General features: G+C 72.8%; 13 protein-coding genes. 9 read left to right on the top strand and 4 right to left on the bottom strand.

Going from position 1 to position 14171, the window contains the following annotated elements; translation table 11 throughout:
* Positions 1-140: 140 nt before the first annotated feature.
* Positions 141-509 (top strand): STAS domain-containing protein, encoded by a 369-nt coding sequence (locus ACF08F_RS12455; protein WP_392298451.1) that lies wholly within the window; start codon positions 141-143, stop codon positions 507-509.
* Between the two features lie 52 nt (positions 510-561).
* On the opposite strand, the gene ACF08F_RS12450 is transcribed toward ACF08F_RS12455, so the two are convergent.
* Positions 562-2073, bottom strand: coding sequence for a class I adenylate-forming enzyme family protein (locus ACF08F_RS12450; protein ID WP_392298724.1), 1512 nt, complete (start codon positions 2071-2073; stop codon positions 562-564).
* A 205-nt stretch (positions 2074-2278) separates the two neighbouring features.
* Between ACF08F_RS12450 and ACF08F_RS12445 the strand changes: the two genes are divergently transcribed.
* From ACF08F_RS12445 to ACF08F_RS12430, 4 genes are all read left to right on the top strand, one after another.
* Positions 2279-3493, top strand: a complete 1215-nt coding sequence (locus ACF08F_RS12445) for an amidohydrolase family protein (RefSeq protein WP_392298450.1) — start codon at positions 2279-2281, stop codon at positions 3491-3493.
* On the top strand, positions 3493-4626 hold the full coding sequence (locus tag ACF08F_RS12440; protein WP_392298449.1) for an acyl-CoA dehydrogenase: 1134 nt from the start codon (positions 3493-3495) through the stop codon (positions 4624-4626). The genes ACF08F_RS12445 and ACF08F_RS12440 overlap by 1 nt, the downstream gene beginning before the upstream one ends.
* A gap of 8 nt (positions 4627-4634) precedes the next feature.
* Positions 4635-5528 (top strand): acyl-CoA dehydrogenase family protein, encoded by an 894-nt coding sequence (locus ACF08F_RS12435; RefSeq protein WP_392298448.1) that lies wholly within the window; start codon positions 4635-4637, stop codon positions 5526-5528.
* Positions 5529-5880: 352 nt separating this feature from the next.
* Positions 5881-6324 carry an ATP-binding protein gene (locus ACF08F_RS12430; protein ID WP_392298447.1) on the top strand — a complete coding sequence of 148 codons (444 nt, stop codon included), beginning with the start codon at positions 5881-5883 and terminating at the stop codon, positions 6322-6324.
* Between the two features lie 156 nt (positions 6325-6480).
* On the opposite strand, the gene ACF08F_RS12425 is transcribed toward ACF08F_RS12430, so the two are convergent.
* Positions 6481-7407: a cyclase family protein gene (locus tag ACF08F_RS12425; protein ID WP_392298446.1), complete on the bottom strand. Its 927-nt coding sequence runs from the start codon at positions 7405-7407 to the stop codon at positions 6481-6483.
* A 101-nt stretch (positions 7408-7508) separates the two neighbouring features.
* Here ACF08F_RS12425 and ACF08F_RS12420 point away from each other — a divergent pair, with 101 nt between their 5' ends.
* The 3 genes from ACF08F_RS12420 to ACF08F_RS12410 all read left to right on the top strand — a co-directional run bounded on the left by ACF08F_RS12420 (position 7509) and on the right by ACF08F_RS12410 (position 10894).
* Positions 7509-8441, top strand: coding sequence for an SDR family oxidoreductase (locus ACF08F_RS12420; protein ID WP_392298445.1), 933 nt, complete (start codon positions 7509-7511; stop codon positions 8439-8441).
* On the top strand, positions 8438-9493 hold the full coding sequence (locus ACF08F_RS12415) for a Zn-dependent alcohol dehydrogenase (protein ID WP_392298444.1): 1056 nt from the start codon (positions 8438-8440) through the stop codon (positions 9491-9493). The genes ACF08F_RS12420 and ACF08F_RS12415 overlap by 4 nt, the downstream gene beginning before the upstream one ends.
* A gap of 180 nt (positions 9494-9673) precedes the next feature.
* Positions 9674-10894: an MFS transporter gene (locus ACF08F_RS12410; protein ID WP_392298443.1), complete on the top strand. Its 1221-nt coding sequence runs from the start codon at positions 9674-9676 to the stop codon at positions 10892-10894.
* Here ACF08F_RS12410 and ACF08F_RS12405 read toward each other — a convergent pair.
* Entirely contained in the window at positions 10849-11838 is a 990-nt protein-coding gene (locus ACF08F_RS12405; RefSeq protein WP_392298442.1) for a GlxA family transcriptional regulator, read from the bottom strand. The two genes, ACF08F_RS12410 and ACF08F_RS12405, sit on opposite strands and share 46 nt — an antisense overlap.
* 74 nt (positions 11839-11912) lie before the next feature.
* On the opposite strand from ACF08F_RS12405, the gene ACF08F_RS12400 reads away from it, so the two are divergent.
* A complete protein-coding gene (locus ACF08F_RS12400) occupies positions 11913-13178 on the top strand; it encodes an MFS transporter (RefSeq protein WP_392298441.1) in 1266 nt (421 codons plus the stop codon).
* A 215-nt stretch (positions 13179-13393) separates the two neighbouring features.
* Here ACF08F_RS12400 and ACF08F_RS12395 read toward each other — a convergent pair whose 3' ends face one another.
* Positions 13394-14059, bottom strand: a complete 666-nt coding sequence (locus tag ACF08F_RS12395; RefSeq protein WP_392298440.1) for a hypothetical protein — start codon at positions 14057-14059, stop codon at positions 13394-13396.
* Positions 14060-14171: the final 112 nt, after the last annotated feature.

Raw genomic sequence — 14171 nt, 5'->3', positions numbered from 1 at the left:
GAACTCCAAAGTAATGCGCCGCGCCGACAACGCACGTCCGTTTGCCGCAAGTGCGCCCTTGACGCGGGTCTGGATGGTAAGGAAAGCGCCATACCTGGGAGAAGGGGTTTCGGGCGGTCGTGCCGGGGCAGGCGGCGACCGTGACGACGATCGAGGTCGACGAGGACGAACACGGCCCCTGGACGGTGCTGAGCATCCGGGGGGAACTGGACCTGGTCACCTCTCCCCGGATACGCCGCCGCGTCCACGACGCCGTCGCGGGCGGCCGGCACGACCTGGTGATAGACCTGTCCGCCGTGCGCTTCTGCGACTCCAGCGGCGTCGGCGTCCTCATCGCCGCCCGCCGGCTGCTCCGCTCCTGCGGCGGCCGGCTCCGCCTGATCCTGCCCGAGGCGGTCGTGGAAGGCGGCGACGGCCACGTCGACCGGGTGCTGTCCGCCCTCGGCGTACGCCGCCTCTTCGAGGTCTACGGGGACGTCCCGGCAGCGGTGCGGGAGACGGCCGGCTGAACGGACCGAGCCGCCCGGACCACGGCCCCGGGCAGCCGGCGGCCCCGGGCGGTCACCGGGCGCCGAACCGCTCCCTGAGCTGGTACTTGAGCACCTTGCGGAGGGTCTCGTTGCGCGGGAGCGCGGCCACGACCTCCAGCTGTTCGGGGAGCTTGTGGACGGAGAGGCCCGCCCCGCGCAGGAATTCCGTGACCGCGGGCAGGGTCAGCGGGGCGGCGCCCGGGGGTTGCTCGACGACCGCGCAGACGCGTTCGCCGCGCTCGGGGTCCGGGAGGCCTATGACGGCGGCGTCGCCGACGTCCGGGTGGCCGTGCAGGAGGTCCTCGATCTCCTTGGCCGAGATGTTCTCTCCCTTCCGGATGATGATGTCCTTGATGCGGCCCGTGAGGACGAGGTGGCCGCCGGGGGTCAGGTGGCCCACGTCCCCGGTGATGAGGAAGCCGTCCTCGTCGAAGGCGGCCGCGGTCTGCGCCGGGTCCAGGTAGCCCTGGCAGACGGCCTCGCCGCGCAGCCGGACCTCGCCGTCGGCGGTGATCCGGATCTCCATGCCGGCGGGCGGGCGGCCCTCGGTGGTCGCGAGGTTCTCGGCGGTGTCCTCGGGGTCGCCCATCGTGATCATCGGGACCTCGGTCATGCCGTACCCGTGGGTGAGCTGGCAGCCCAGCTCCTTGCGCACCGCGTGGTAGATCTCCGGCGGCTTCGGCGCACCGCCGCCCGCGAGCAGCCGCAGGGTGGGGATGACCGGCTCGCCGGGCCGCGCGCGCTGTTCGGCGAGGAACATCGAGTAGAAGGCCGTCGAGCCGCCGGCGACGGTCACGCCGTGCGCGCGGTACTCGTCGAGCGCCTCGGGCAGCGCGAACTGTTCGAACATGACGGCGGGGAATCCGTACAGCAGAAGCATCACCGTGTAGTCGGGTCCGGCGATGTGCGCGTACGGGAAGGCCATCGAGCCGACGTCCTCGGCGGTCAGCCGCAGGGCGTGGGCGAGGCAGGAGCCGCCGGCGAGGAGCGAGCGGTCGGTGTGCAGGACGCCCTTGGGGTCGGAGGTCGTGCCGGAAGTCCAGTAGATCCAGCGGACCTCGGTGCCGGAGGAGGGCGGCGGGGGGAGCACGGCCGGGTCGCCGTCGGGGAGCGATTCGGGGTCGTACGCCTCGAAGATCCCACGTGCGCCGAGCCGGCGGGCCATCTCCGTGTGGTCGAATCCGCGCCAGACTCCCGGGACGGCGAAGTACTCGGCGCGGGACTCGCGCAGCGCGAAGCCGACCTCCTTGTCCCGGTAGAAGGGGATCACCGGCGTCTGCACGGCGCCGAGGCGGGCGAGCGCGAAGGAGAGCACCGCCGTCTCGATGCGGGTGGGCAGCTGCCAGGCGACGACCGTGCCCGGCCGCACCCCCGCCCCGTACAGCCCGGCGGCGCAGCGCTCGGCGCGCTCGCGCAGTCCGCCGAAGGTGAGGACGCGGTCGCCCTGGAGCAGGACGGGCCGGTCGGGGGTGAGGGCGGCGCGGCGTTCGACGAGCTCCCAGAGGGTGCGGGACTCGCCGAGGGCGTGCGCGGTCTGGTCCAGGGCCGTATCCATGACCGTACTCCTCTTGGCTGACGTTCCGTCAGATAGTGCGGTGAGCGTAGAGGCCGGGCGCTTGTCGGTCCAGGGGTGCGGGGCTAGCCTGATCCCGTCGGATCTGACGGTCCATCAGAAAATGCCTCGGACTGCACCGGAAGACTCCGGCGGAGAACTCCATCAGGAACGCCATGAGAGACATGGAGGGGTCATGACGGAACTGCCCCGCATCATCAGCGTCGACGACCACGTGATCGAGCCCGCCCACCTCTTCGAGACCTGGCTCCCGAAGAAGTACCGCGACCGCGGCCCCCGGCCCCTCACGGCCGGCATCGGCGAGCTCGCCTACGTCGCCGGCAAATACCAGATCACGATGGACCCCGAGGGCCCGCCCACCGACTGGTGGATCTACGAGGACCTCAAGTTCCCGTACAAGCGCAACATCGCCGCCGTCGGCTTCGACCGCGACGACATGACCCTCGAAGGCATCACCCGCGAGGAGATGCGGCGCGGCTGCTGGGACCCGGCCGCCCGCCTGAAGGACATGGACCTCAACCACGTCGAGGCCTCCCTCTGCTTCCCCACCTTCCCCCGCTTCTGCGGCCAGACCTTCGCGGAGGCCCACGACAAGGAGGTCGCCCTCGCCTGCGTCCGCGCCTACAACGACTGGATGGTCGAGGAGTGGTGCGGCGACAGCGGCGGCCGGCTCATCCCGCTCTGCATCATCCCCCTGTGGGACATCGACCTGGCCGTCGCCGAGATCCGGCGCAACGCCGCCCGGGGAGTCAAGGCCGTCACCTTCTCCGAGATCCCCACCCACCTCGGGCTCCCCTCCATCCACTCCGGCTACTGGGACCCCTTCTTCGCCGTCTGCCAGGAGACCGGCACGGTCGTCAACATGCACATCGGCTCCAGCAGCCAGATGCCCGCCGCCTCCCCCGACGCCCCGCCCGCCGTCCAGGCCTCCCTCAGCTTCAACAACGCCATGGCCTCGATGATGGACTTCCTCTTCAGCGGGGTGCTGGTGAAGTTCCCGCGGCTCAAGCTCGCCTACAGCGAGGGCCAGATGGGCTGGATCCCGTACGCCCTCGAACGCGCCGACGACGTGTGGGAGGAGCACCGCGCCTGGGGCGGCGTCCGCGACCTCATCCCCGAGCCGCCGTCCACGTACTACTACCGGCAGATCTTCTGCTGCTTCTTCCGCGACAAGCACGGGATCGCCTCGCTGGACGTGGTGGGCCGCGACAACGCCACCTTCGAGACCGACTACCCGCACGTCGACTCGACCTTCCCGCACACCAAGGAGGTCGCCCTCGACCACGTCCAGGGCCTCGACGACGAGACGGTCTACAAGCTCATGCGCGGCAACGCCATCCGGATGCTGGACCTGGACTTCGACCGGGGCCTCGACCTGGGCGCCGTCTGATGGACCTTGCGTACAGCGCGGAGGAGGAGGAGTTCCGGGCGCGGCTGAGGGCCTGGCTCGCGGTCGTCCTGCCCACGTTGCCGCCGAGGCCCGACCCGCTCGACTGGCCGGCCCGCCGCGCGTACGACTGCGGCTGGCAGCGCAGGCTGCACGACGCCGGGTACGCCGACGTCCACTGGGACGCGTCCCCCACCCAGCGGCTGATCTTCCTGGAGGAGACCGAACTCGCCGGCGCGCCCTACGTCGGCGCCAACTTCGTCGGGCTGCTGCACGCCGGCCCGACGATCGCCGCCGAGGGCACGCCCGCCCAGCGGGACCGCTGGCTGCCGCCGGTCCTGCGCGGCGACGAGGTCTGGTGCCAGGGCTTCAGCGAGCCCGACGCCGGCTCCGACCTCGCCTCCCTCCGCACCCGGGCGGTCCGGGACGGCGACGAGTACGTCGTCACCGGGCAGAAGATCTGGACCTCGCACGCCGAGGTCGCCGACTGGTGCGAACTCCTCGTCCGTACGGACCCCACCGCGCCCAAGCACCGGGGCATCAGCTGGCTCGCCATGCCCATGGACGCCCCCGGCGTCACCGTACGGCCGCTGCGGACCCTCGCCGGGTCCACCGAGTTCGCCGAGATGTTCCTCGACGAGGTGCGGATACCCGTCGGGAACCGGGTCGGCGACGAGAACGACGGCTGGCGCGTCACCATGGTGACCCTCTCCTTCGAACGCGGCACCGCGTTCGTCGGCGAGGTCGTCGCCTGCCGCCGCCTCCTCGGCGAACTCGCCCGCACCGCCCGGGAGAACGGCACCTGGGACGACCCCGTCCTGCGACGCCGGCTCGGCAGGCTCTCCGCCGAGTTCCGGGCGCTGTGGCGGCTCACCCAGGCGAACGTCAGCGAGGCCCAGGCGAGCGGCGGGGTGCCGGGCGCCGGCGGGTCCGTCTTCAAGCTGCACTACTCGCACGCCCGCCAGGAGCTGTACGAGGCCGCCGCGACCGTCCTGGGCCCGGACGCGCTGGACCTCGGGCACGACTGGACGCTCGACCGGCTGTCCTCGCTCTCGTACACGATCGCCGCCGGCACCTCCCAGATCCAGCGCAACATCGTCGCCGAGCGCATCCTCGGCCTCCCGAAGGGACGGTGACCCCCGCCATGGACTTCCGACTCACCGAGGACCAGCGGGCGCTGCGGAAGGGCGTACGCGAGCTGCTCGCGCGGCTCTTCGACCGTGAGGCGCTGCGGGCGGCCGTGGACTCCGGGGGACTCGACCGGAAGCTGTGGCGGGAGCTCGGCGCGGCCGGGTTCTTCGCGCTGCGCCTGCCGGAGGAGGAGGGCGGGGTGGGGCTCGGCCTCCCGGAGGCGGTGCTCCTCTTCGAGGAGGCGGGGCGGGTGCTGCTGCCGGGGCCGCTGGTCGCGACGCATGTGGCGGCGGGGGCCCTGCGGGGCGCGGCGGAGGGGTCCGTCGTGGTGACCTCCGACTCGGAGGGGCTGCTCCCTTGGCTGGACGAGGCGGATGTGGTGCTGGGGGAGGTGGAGGGCGCCGTACCGGTGCGGTCGGTGGATCCGCTGACGCCGCTGCACCGGGTGCGGGGGCTCGTGGGCGCCGTAGGGGCGGGGAGCCCGGGCCCGGCGGTCGGGGACGGCCTCGTCGCCGCTCTGCTCACCGCGGCCGAGCAGGTCGGGAGCGCCGGGCGGACCACGGACATGGCTGTGGTCCACGCGCGGGAGCGGGAGCAGTTCGGGCAGGTCATCGGGGGGTTCCAGGCGGTCAAGCACCTGTGCGCCGGGATGCTCGTGCGGGCCGAGCTCGCGCGGGCCGCCGTGCGGGCCGCCGCCGTGACCGCCGACCCCGTCGAGATCGCCGGGGCCAAGCTCCTCGCCGACGAGGCCGCCACCGCGAACGCCCGCGACTGCCTCCAGGTGTACGGCGGCATGGGCTTCACCTGGGAGGCCGACGTGCACCTGCACCTCAAGCGGGCCTGGGTGCGGGCGCGGCTGTGGCTGCCCGCCGCGCGGGCCGAGGAGGTGGTCGCGGCGGCCCTGTAGCGCTCCGCGTCCGTCACGTCACGGAATGTCGATATCGGGTTGTGTCCTTCGCCGGGGCCGTCACGGCCCGGAGTCGGCCTCCGGCTCCGGTACTCTCCGTGGGATGCGAGTGCTCGTTGGCCCGGATCGTCCCGGTGTCGCCCCTGTGGTGACCCCGGGCCCGGGGATGCCCGCCGCTCGCGCCCGGCGTTCGACTACCCGCAGAGTGCGTCGCACAGTATGGACCACTCGTACTCCTTCGCGCTGGAATATGCCCGAAGCGCTTGTTGCGGTGACTGTACGTCAACCATGCTGTCCCACAAGGGAATCACGTTCCGTGAAGGTGTGTCCGCCGGTTCGGATGGTGTGAGCGGTGCAGGTGCTTCAGGTTCAGTTGGAGGTCGGGCCCGACCCGGCGGAAGTGGGGCGAGCCCGGAGGTGGGCGCGTTCGCGGCTCGCCGGTTCGGGTATAGGGGACGACGAGCCGCTGGCGGAGACGCTGGTGCTGCTGATCTCCGAGCTGGTGACCAACGCCGTGGTGCACACGGGCTGCCCCGCGGTGCTGCGGATGCTGTTCGCGGCGGAGGGCGGGGTGCGCGTCGAGGTGGCGGACGCGAGCGACCGGCCGCCGCAGCCCCGGCACGCCGAGGGTGAGGACACCAACGGGCGAGGTCTGGAGCTGGTGGACGGCCTCGCGGACCGGTGGGGCTGGCAGCGCGAGGGCGCCGGCAAGAGCATCTGGTGCGAGGTGGACCGGGCCCCGGTGACCCCCGCCAACGGGCACGGTGTGGTGTCGCCCGGTCGGGTGCACTGTTGACGGTTCGTTCCGTTTTGCCCACTCTGGTGTGAGCGATTCGTGGCGAGGGGAGCCGAGGGCCGTGTGCCCTCGGCGTGTGCGGGTCGCGGCAGGGTGGCGGCGGCCGTGCCGTGCTCGGGGCGCGTGCGAGCGCGCCGCCACCCACGAAAGCGCAGTTCAGAGGAGTGCGACCGGGGCCACCGGGGTGCCCGTGCCGCCGACGAAGGGCTCCGGCATGGCGGAGAGCAGGAAGGTGTAGCGCCGCTCCTGTGCACAGGCTGTGGACAGTTCCTCCAGATTCCAGTTCTGCCCCTGGAGCATCCCCATCTCGACGAGGTCGAGGGCGTGGACGGGCAGCCAGAGGTCGTCGATCTCCGGCGGGAAGATCTCGAAGGTGAGCGTGTCGTTGGCGACGGCCGCGACGTCCCGGGCGTGGAACCACTCCGGCGTACGGACCGAGAGCCCGGGTGACGGGAAGGCGTACCCGTGCTTGTCCCCGGCCAGGTACACCTGCATCTGTCCCGTCCGGACGAGGACGATGTCGCCGGAGCGGACGGTGACCCGGCCGAACTCGGCCGCCTCGTCGAGGTCTTCGGGGGTGACGGCGTGTCCGCCGGGCAGCCGGTCGAGGCCCTTGGCGGCGGCCACGTCGAGCAGGACGCCCCGGGAGACGACCTGGCGGGCGGTGTGGATGCCGCTGAACTCGGCGCGGCCGTGCGCGGTGATCGTGCCGGCGGGCCGGCCGTTGTAGATCCGCCCGGAGTGCGAGGCGTGCGTCAGGGCGTCCCAGTGGGTGCCGGCCTGGAGGCCGAGGGTCACGGCGTCGTCGCTGGTGGCGACCGTACCGGGGCCGAACAGCTCCTGGTTGACCTGGACCATGACGTGGAGCGGATTGACGCGGCCGGGGATCATGCCGGTCTGGACGCCGTCCTGCTTGAGGTCGACGGCGAGGGGGACGCGCCGGCCGGTACGGACGGTCGCGGCGGCCTCCCGCACGACCTCGTCGGTGACGAGGTTGAGCGTGCCGATCTCGTCGTCCTGGCCCCAACGGCCCCAGTTGTTGACGCGCTTGGCGATCTCGTGAAATGCGGCGGGCAGAGACATCCGGGGCCTCCGGGGTCTTGTTCTCGGGTATCTGGCGGACCGTAGAATCCTGACGACGAACAAATCTAACGGACCGTCAGAAACTGTGGGAGGGGCCGGGCATGGGGAACTTCTTGGCTGGCAGGGTCGTCGCCGTGACGGGCGCGGGGCGGGGCATCGGCCGCGCGGTCGCCCTCGCGTGCGCGGCGGAGGGCGCGAAGGTCGTCGTGAACGACTACGGGGTGTCGATCGAGGGCGGCGAACCGACCTCGGAGATCGCGCTCTCCGTCGTGAAGGAGATCGAGGCGGCCGGCGGCACGGCCGTCGCCGTCGCCGACGACATCTCGACGATGGCGGGCGGGCAGCGCGTCGTGGACGTCGCGCTCGCGGAGTACGGGCGGATCGACGGCGTCGTGTGCGTCGCGGGCATCCTGCGCGAGCGGATGCTCTTCAACATGGCGGAGGAGGAGTGGGACCCGGTCGTCGCCACCCACCTCAAGGGCACCTTCACGGTCTTCCGCGCGGCCTCGGCGGTCATGCGCAAGCAGGGCACGGGGACGCTGATCGGCTTCACCAGCGGCAACCACCAGGGCTCGGTCGCACAGGCCAACTACTCGGCGGCGAAGGGCGGGATCATCTCGCTCGTACGGAGCGCGGCCCTCGGACTCCACAAGTACGGGGTCACCGCGAACGCGGTCGCGCCCGTGGCCAGGACCCGGATGTCCGCGAACGTCCCGATGGAGCTGAAGGAGATCGGGGAGCCGGAGGACGTGGCCGCGCTCGTCGTCTACCTGCTGTCGGAGCGGGCCAGGGCCGAGAAGATCACCGGCCAGGTGTACACGATCGCCGGCCCGAAGATCGCGGTCTGGGCGCAGCCGAGGGAGCTGCGCGCCGGGTACGCGGAGGGCGGCGGCTGGACCCCGGAGCGCATCGCGGACTTCCTGCCCGGGACGGTGGGGACGGACCCCATGCCGATGCTGGAGCGGCTGGAGGAGATGGCCCGGGCGGCGGCGGCCGGCGAGCGGCCCAACACGGACAAGAGGAGCGGGTCATGAGGGGCGTCGTGTTCGACGGGAAGTCCGTCCAGGTCGTCGACGACCTGGAGGTGCGGGACCCCGGGCCCGGGGAGGTGCTCGTCGGGATCGCCGCCGCCGGACTGTGCCACAGCGACCTGTCCGTCGTCGACGGGACCATCCCGTTCCCGCCGCCCGTCGTCCTCGGCCACGAGGGCGCCGGAGTCGTCGAGGCGGTCGGTCCCGGCGTCACCCATGTCGTCCCCGGCGACCACGTCGCCCTCTCCACCCTCGCGAACTGCGGCGCCTGCGCCGACTGCGACCGCGGCCGGCCCACCATGTGCCGCAAGGCGATCGGGATGCCGAAGCAGCCGTTCACCCGCGCCTCGACCGGACAGCCGCTGTTCCAGTTCGCGTCCAACTCCTCCTTCGCCGAGCGGACCGTCGTGAAGGCCGTCCAGGCCGTGCGGATCCCGAAGGACATCCCGCTGTCCTCCGCCGCCCTGATGGGCTGCGGCGTCCTCACCGGCGTCGGGGCCGTGCTCAACCGCGCGAAGGTCGACCGCGGCGAGACCGTCGTCGTCATCGGCACCGGCGGCATCGGCCTCAACGTCATCCAGGGCGCCCGGATCGCCGGCGCCCCGACGATCGTCGCCGTCGACACGAACCCGGAGAAGGAGGCCGTGGCCCGGCGGTTCGGCGCCACGCACTTCCTCACCACCACCGACGGCGTACGGGAGGTCCTGCCCACCGGCGCCGACCACGTCTTCGAGTGCGTCGGCCACACCGGGCTCGTCCGCGCCGCCGTCGACCTCCTCGACCGGCACGGCCAGGCGGTCCTCCTCGGCATGACCGCCCCCACCGCGGAGGCGAGCTTCCCGCCCGCCGCGATGTTCCTCGACAAGTCGATCCTGGGCTGCCGCTACGGCTCGTCCCGCCCCCAGAAGGACATCGCGCTCTACGCCGAGCTCTACCGCTCCGGAAGCCTCCTCCTCGACGAACTCGTCACCGCCACCTACCCGGTGGAGGAGTTCGCACGGGCCGTGGAGGACGCGGAGCGGGGGAAGGTGGCCCGGGGCGTGCTCACTTTCTGAGCCGTACGGGACCGTCGTCCTTCACCAGCCGGGGCGGGGTCTCGTCGCTGCGCCACCACTGCCCGGTCTCCTGCTCCGCTCCACTGCCCGGCCACCCGTCCGACGTGGACGGCAGCACAGGCGGAACAGCCGCTTTAATCCCCTGGGGGACAGGACCGCCCGGGGGCTACGGTCGTGGCCATGGCCTATCGCGAGCTCGTCACCCGACCCGTCCTCACCTGGTGCGCCGTCAGCGCCGCCGGGCGGTTGCCGATCGCCATGGCGCCGCTCGCGCTGGTGTTCCTCGTGCGGGAGCGGCCGGGCGGGTACACGCTGGGGGCCGTGCTCACCGCCGTGTACGTGATCGGGGAGATCATCGGTGCGCCCCTCCTCGGCATGCGGCTCGACCCCGAGCGCGCCCGGCCGCAGCTCGCCGCCGGGCTCGCGGTCGGCGCCGTCGGGTTCACCGGACTCGGACTCGCGTCCGACGCCCACCCGGTCGCCCTCGGAGCCCTCGCCGTGCTCGCGGGCATCGGCCCCGCGGCCGTACCCGGCGCGCTGCGGGCCCTGCTCACCAGCCTCGTACCGGAACGGGCCGTCACCCAGGCGATGAGCATGGAGTCGATCCTGGTCTTCGCGATCTGGGCCGCCGCGCCCGCGCTCGTCACCGGCCTGGCGCTCGGCGTCGACCCCGCCGTACCGCTGCTCCTGTCGGGGGTCCTGCAGGTGCTCGCCGTCGCCGGGCTGTGGGCACTGCCCGCCGGGTGGGGCAAGGGAGAGGCGAAGGCGGAGGGGGCGTCGACGCGGCGGGCGCTGCTGCGGGCCTGGCCCGTGTACGTCCTGGGGGCCGCCGGGCTGACGCTGCTCGCGCTCGCCGAACTGCTGCTGCCCGCCCTCCTCGAACAGCGCGGGGTCGGCGTCGGCTGGGCGGGCGTGCTGCTCGCCGGGTTCTCGGTCGGCTCGGCGGTCGGCGCGTTCGTCTACGGCCTGCGGGGCACCTGGCCGGGTTCGCTGTCCGTCCAGTCCGTCGTCCTCGTCCTGGGGGTGGCCACGGGCGTCGCCCTCGTCGCCGTACTGCCGTGGACCGCCGCCATCGCCTCGGTCCTGGTCGTCGCCGGGCTCCTCCAGGCCCCCGCGAGCCTCACCCGGAACCTGTCCCTCCGCCAGCTCCTGCCGCCGTCCGCGCTCGCCGCCGGGTACTCGGTGATGTACGCGGCCGTCGGCGCCGGCTACGCGGTGAGCGGCACCCTCGCGGGCGGGCTGCTCAAGGTGGTGGCCCCGTCGACGGCGATCCTGTACGGGGTGTGTCTGACCGTGCTGCTCGTGGCGGTCGGCGCGGTGGGCGAGCGGCGGCTCGTCCGGAACCGCCCGGTGGTTCAGGCGGACGACGTCCCCGAGGCGGAGCGGAAGGTGCGCCGGTAGGACGTCGGCGTCACCCCGATCGCGCTCATCAGGTGCACCCGCAGCGACTGGGCCGTGCCGAAGCCCGCGTCCTGCGCGATCCGGTCGACGGGCAGGCCCGTGGACTCCAGGAGGTGCCGGGCGCGCTCGATGCGCTGCTGCGTGAGCCACTGCCCGGGGCTGATCCCGACCTCGTCGCGGAAGCGGCGGGTGAACGTCCGGACGCTCATCGCCTCCTTCCCGGCCAGGTCCCGCAGCTGGATCGGCTCGTGGAGGTGGGCGAGCGCCCACGCCCTGGCCGTGGCCGTGGTGTGCGTGCCGGCCTCGGGCAGGGGCCGCTCGATGTACTGGGCCTGTCCGCCGTCCCGGTGCGGCGGTACGACGGTCCTGCGGGCGACGTCGTTGGCGACGGCCGTGCCGTGGTCGCGGCGCACGATGTGCAGGCACAGGTCGATCCCGGCGGCCACGCCCGCCGAGGTGAGGACGTCGCCGTCGTCGACGAAGAGGACGTCGGCGTCGACCCGCACGCTCGGGAAGAGCCGCTGGAAGTGCGCGGCGGAGGACCAGTGGGTGGTGGCGGGGCGCCCGTCGAGGAACCCGGCGGCGGCGAGCACGTACCCGCCGGTGCAGATGGAGACGAGCCGGGTGCCGGGCCGGATGTGCGCGAGGGCGGCGGCGAGCTCCTCGGTGAGCCTGCCCTCCTCGTAGACGGGGCCGAGCTCGTACGAGGCGGGGACGACGACCGTGTCGGCGGTGGCGAGGATCTCGGGGCCGTGTTCCACGTGCACGGAGAAGTCGGCGTCCGTGGGGACGGGGCCCGCGACCGGGGCGCAGGTGACGATCTCGTACAGGAGCGTGCCCTCGGGGTCCCGGGCGCGGCCGAAGATGCGGTGCGGGATGCCCAGCTCGAAGGGGAGGAGCCCCGGCAGGGCGAGGACGGCGACGCGATGGGGCGGCCTCGGCACGGTGGGGGCTCCTTCCGGAGGGCGGCGGCGCGAAAAACCAGTGGTGGTCCAGACCAGTTGGCTGGTACCTCTTCGTGTCCGTGACGGACAACACGTACAAGTCTGAGGCCGCCGAACGGATTCCCGTACCGGGCTCCGTACCGGCCGCGCCGCCCGCACTCTGGAACCGTAACTTCCGGCTCTTCTTCGTCGCCCGCGCGGTCGCCGTCCTCGGCGAGGGCATGGTCCCGGTCGCCTACGCCGCCGGACTCCTCGGCGCCGGCCACCCCGGCTCCACCGTCGGCTTCGCGCTCGGCGGCTGGACCGCCGCCTTCGCCCTCTTCGTGCTCTTCGGCGGCGTCCTCGCCGACCGGTTCACCGCCCGCCGCATGATGATCCTCGCGGACCTGCTCCGGCTCCCCGGCACCGCCGTCCTCGCCGTCTCCTTCGCCCTCGGCAGCCCGCCCCTGTGGGCCGTCTACGCCCTCTCCGCCCTCAGCGGCGTGGGCGCCGCCCTCTTCCAGCCGGGGGTCGCCTCCACGATCCCGCGCATCGCCCCCGACGTGCAGCGCGCCAACGCCGTCCTGCGGGTCGTCGAGGCCCTCATGATCATGGCGGGACCGGCCGTGGCGGGCCTGCTCGTCGCCGTGTGGAACGCGGGCGCGGCCTTCGCCGTCAACGGGGCGACCTTCGCCGTCAGCGCCCTCTGCCTCGCGCTCATGCGCCTCGTCCCGCTCCCGTCCGACACGGCCCGCAGGGACTCCCTCGGCGCCGAACTCGCGGGCGGATGGCGGGAGTTCCGCTCGCGCAGCTGGCTGTGGGGGGTCATCTGCATCTGGACCGTGTACGGGCTGACCGTCGCCGGCCCGATGGTGCCGCTCACCGCGAGCCTGGTCACCGGCGAGCACGGCTCCGCCACGTACGGCGTGCTCATGGCGATCAACGGCGCGGGCAGCGCCCTCGGCGGCCTCCTCGCCCTGCGGCTCAGACCCCGCCGCCCCCTCGCGGCCGGCGCGGTGGCCCTCCTCGGCCTCCCCGTGAACCTCTTCCTGCTCGGTACGGGCGCCCCGGTGTGGCTGCTCGGCGCGGGCCAGTTCATCGGCGGCACGGCCTTCGCCTTCTGGCTCGTCATGTGGTCCACCGCCGTCCAGACCCACGTCCCGCAGGAGGCCCTCAACCGCATGCACGCCTACGACGTGGCCGGCTCGCTCCTGATGATGGGCGTCGGCCGGGCCCTGTCGGGCCCGGTCGCGGCGGCGGTCGGCACGGAGCGGGTACTGCTCACGGGCGCGGGCATCGCCGTGCTCGTCGTCGCGGCCCTGCTCGCCGTACGACCGGTCAGACGGCTGCCGAGGGTGTAGGGCGTGTTGCGAAAGTCCCGCCTGCCCGACGGCGCCTGGCACGCACGCTCGCCGCGTTGTCGGATCACCCCGATACATCCAGTATCGGGGCGACCCTCCGCCTTGCGATCGCACGCACCAGACGCCGTCAGGCCCGCCCTTCGGGCGGCCGGCGCTACTTTCGCAACACGCCCTAGGGGGGTGTCCCGCCTGCTGTGCCGATCGGGCGCCGTCGGTCAGCGCTTCGGGGTCTTGGCGGCCGGGGCGTCGGGTCCGCAGGACAGGCGGGCCGCCTCCCTGGCCGCCTCGGCCTCGTCCGGGTCCGGAATCGACGCGGCGCACTCCAGGACGCCGGATCCGTCGATGGTCCAGCTGGTCGCCCGGCCCGTCACCGGCCTGTCGGTGCCGCAGGTGTACCGGAAGTCGGCGGTGACCTCCTGCACGTAGGAGTAGTCGACGAAGGTCCCCGCGCCGAGGACCTCGGTCCGGTTCTTGCTGTTCAGCGGCGAGGGCCGGTCGACGTCGGCGAACGCGTACTCGCTGCTCTCGTCCAGGGAGGTCTCCCCGATGCGGGCGCCCAGGGAGCGCAGCGCGGCCTTCGTCCGGTCGGCGCCGGCCCGCGTCCCCTTGTCGAGGAGGACGACGACGCGCGGGGTGTGGATCACCGTCGGCTTGTTCGTGAGCGCGCCGCCGCCCTTGCCGAGCGTCTGCTTCGCGGAGACGGCCGTCAGGACCTCCCGCTGGGAGATGTTGACCCACTCGTACCTGCCGTTCTTGCAGGCGGCGTCGAGCGCGGTCCTGGCGGCGGCGGAGCGCCCCTCGTTGCCGGACGTGCAGGCGGCCGTGCCCGCGAGCAGCGCGGCGACGGCGCAGGCGGAAAGGATTCCGTCTCTGATCTTCATGTCGTGTCCCCCGTAACCACTGGTCAGATGGTGATGTGAATGTGCACCTCAAAGACTGCGCAGGGCAAGCGACTTGAGGTGGTTCTGAGCTGGGGGAAAGCGGAGGCACCGG

The sequence above is a fragment of the Streptomyces sp. NPDC015130 genome, from assembly GCF_043080005.1.
Classification (GTDB): Bacteria; Actinomycetota; Actinomycetes; order Streptomycetales; family Streptomycetaceae; genus Streptomyces.
The sequence above is the reverse complement of the archived record's forward strand: the minus strand, read 5'-3'. Positions and strand labels throughout refer to the sequence as shown.

Excerpts from the sequence above, each read along its gene's own strand:
- ACF08F_RS12420 (WP_392298445.1), top strand. The coding sequence starts at position 7,509 with ATGGGGAACTTCTTGGCTGGCAGGGTCGTCGCCGTGACGGGCGCGGGG.
- ACF08F_RS12425 (WP_392298446.1), bottom strand. The coding sequence starts at position 7,407 with ATGTCTCTGCCCGCCGCATTTCACGAGATCGCCAAGCGCGTCAACAAC.
- ACF08F_RS12435 (WP_392298448.1), top strand. The coding sequence starts at position 4,635 with ATGGACTTCCGACTCACCGAGGACCAGCGGGCGCTGCGGAAGGGCGTA.
- ACF08F_RS12440 (WP_392298449.1), top strand. The coding sequence starts at position 3,493 with ATGGACCTTGCGTACAGCGCGGAGGAGGAGGAGTTCCGGGCGCGGCTG.
- ACF08F_RS12415 (WP_392298444.1), top strand. The coding sequence starts at position 8,438 with ATGAGGGGCGTCGTGTTCGACGGGAAGTCCGTCCAGGTCGTCGACGAC.
- ACF08F_RS12410 (WP_392298443.1), top strand. The coding sequence starts at position 9,674 with ATGGCCTATCGCGAGCTCGTCACCCGACCCGTCCTCACCTGGTGCGCC.
- ACF08F_RS12395 (WP_392298440.1), bottom strand. The coding sequence starts at position 14,059 with ATGAAGATCAGAGACGGAATCCTTTCCGCCTGCGCCGTCGCCGCGCTG.
- ACF08F_RS12445 (WP_392298450.1), top strand. The coding sequence starts at position 2,279 with ATGACGGAACTGCCCCGCATCATCAGCGTCGACGACCACGTGATCGAG.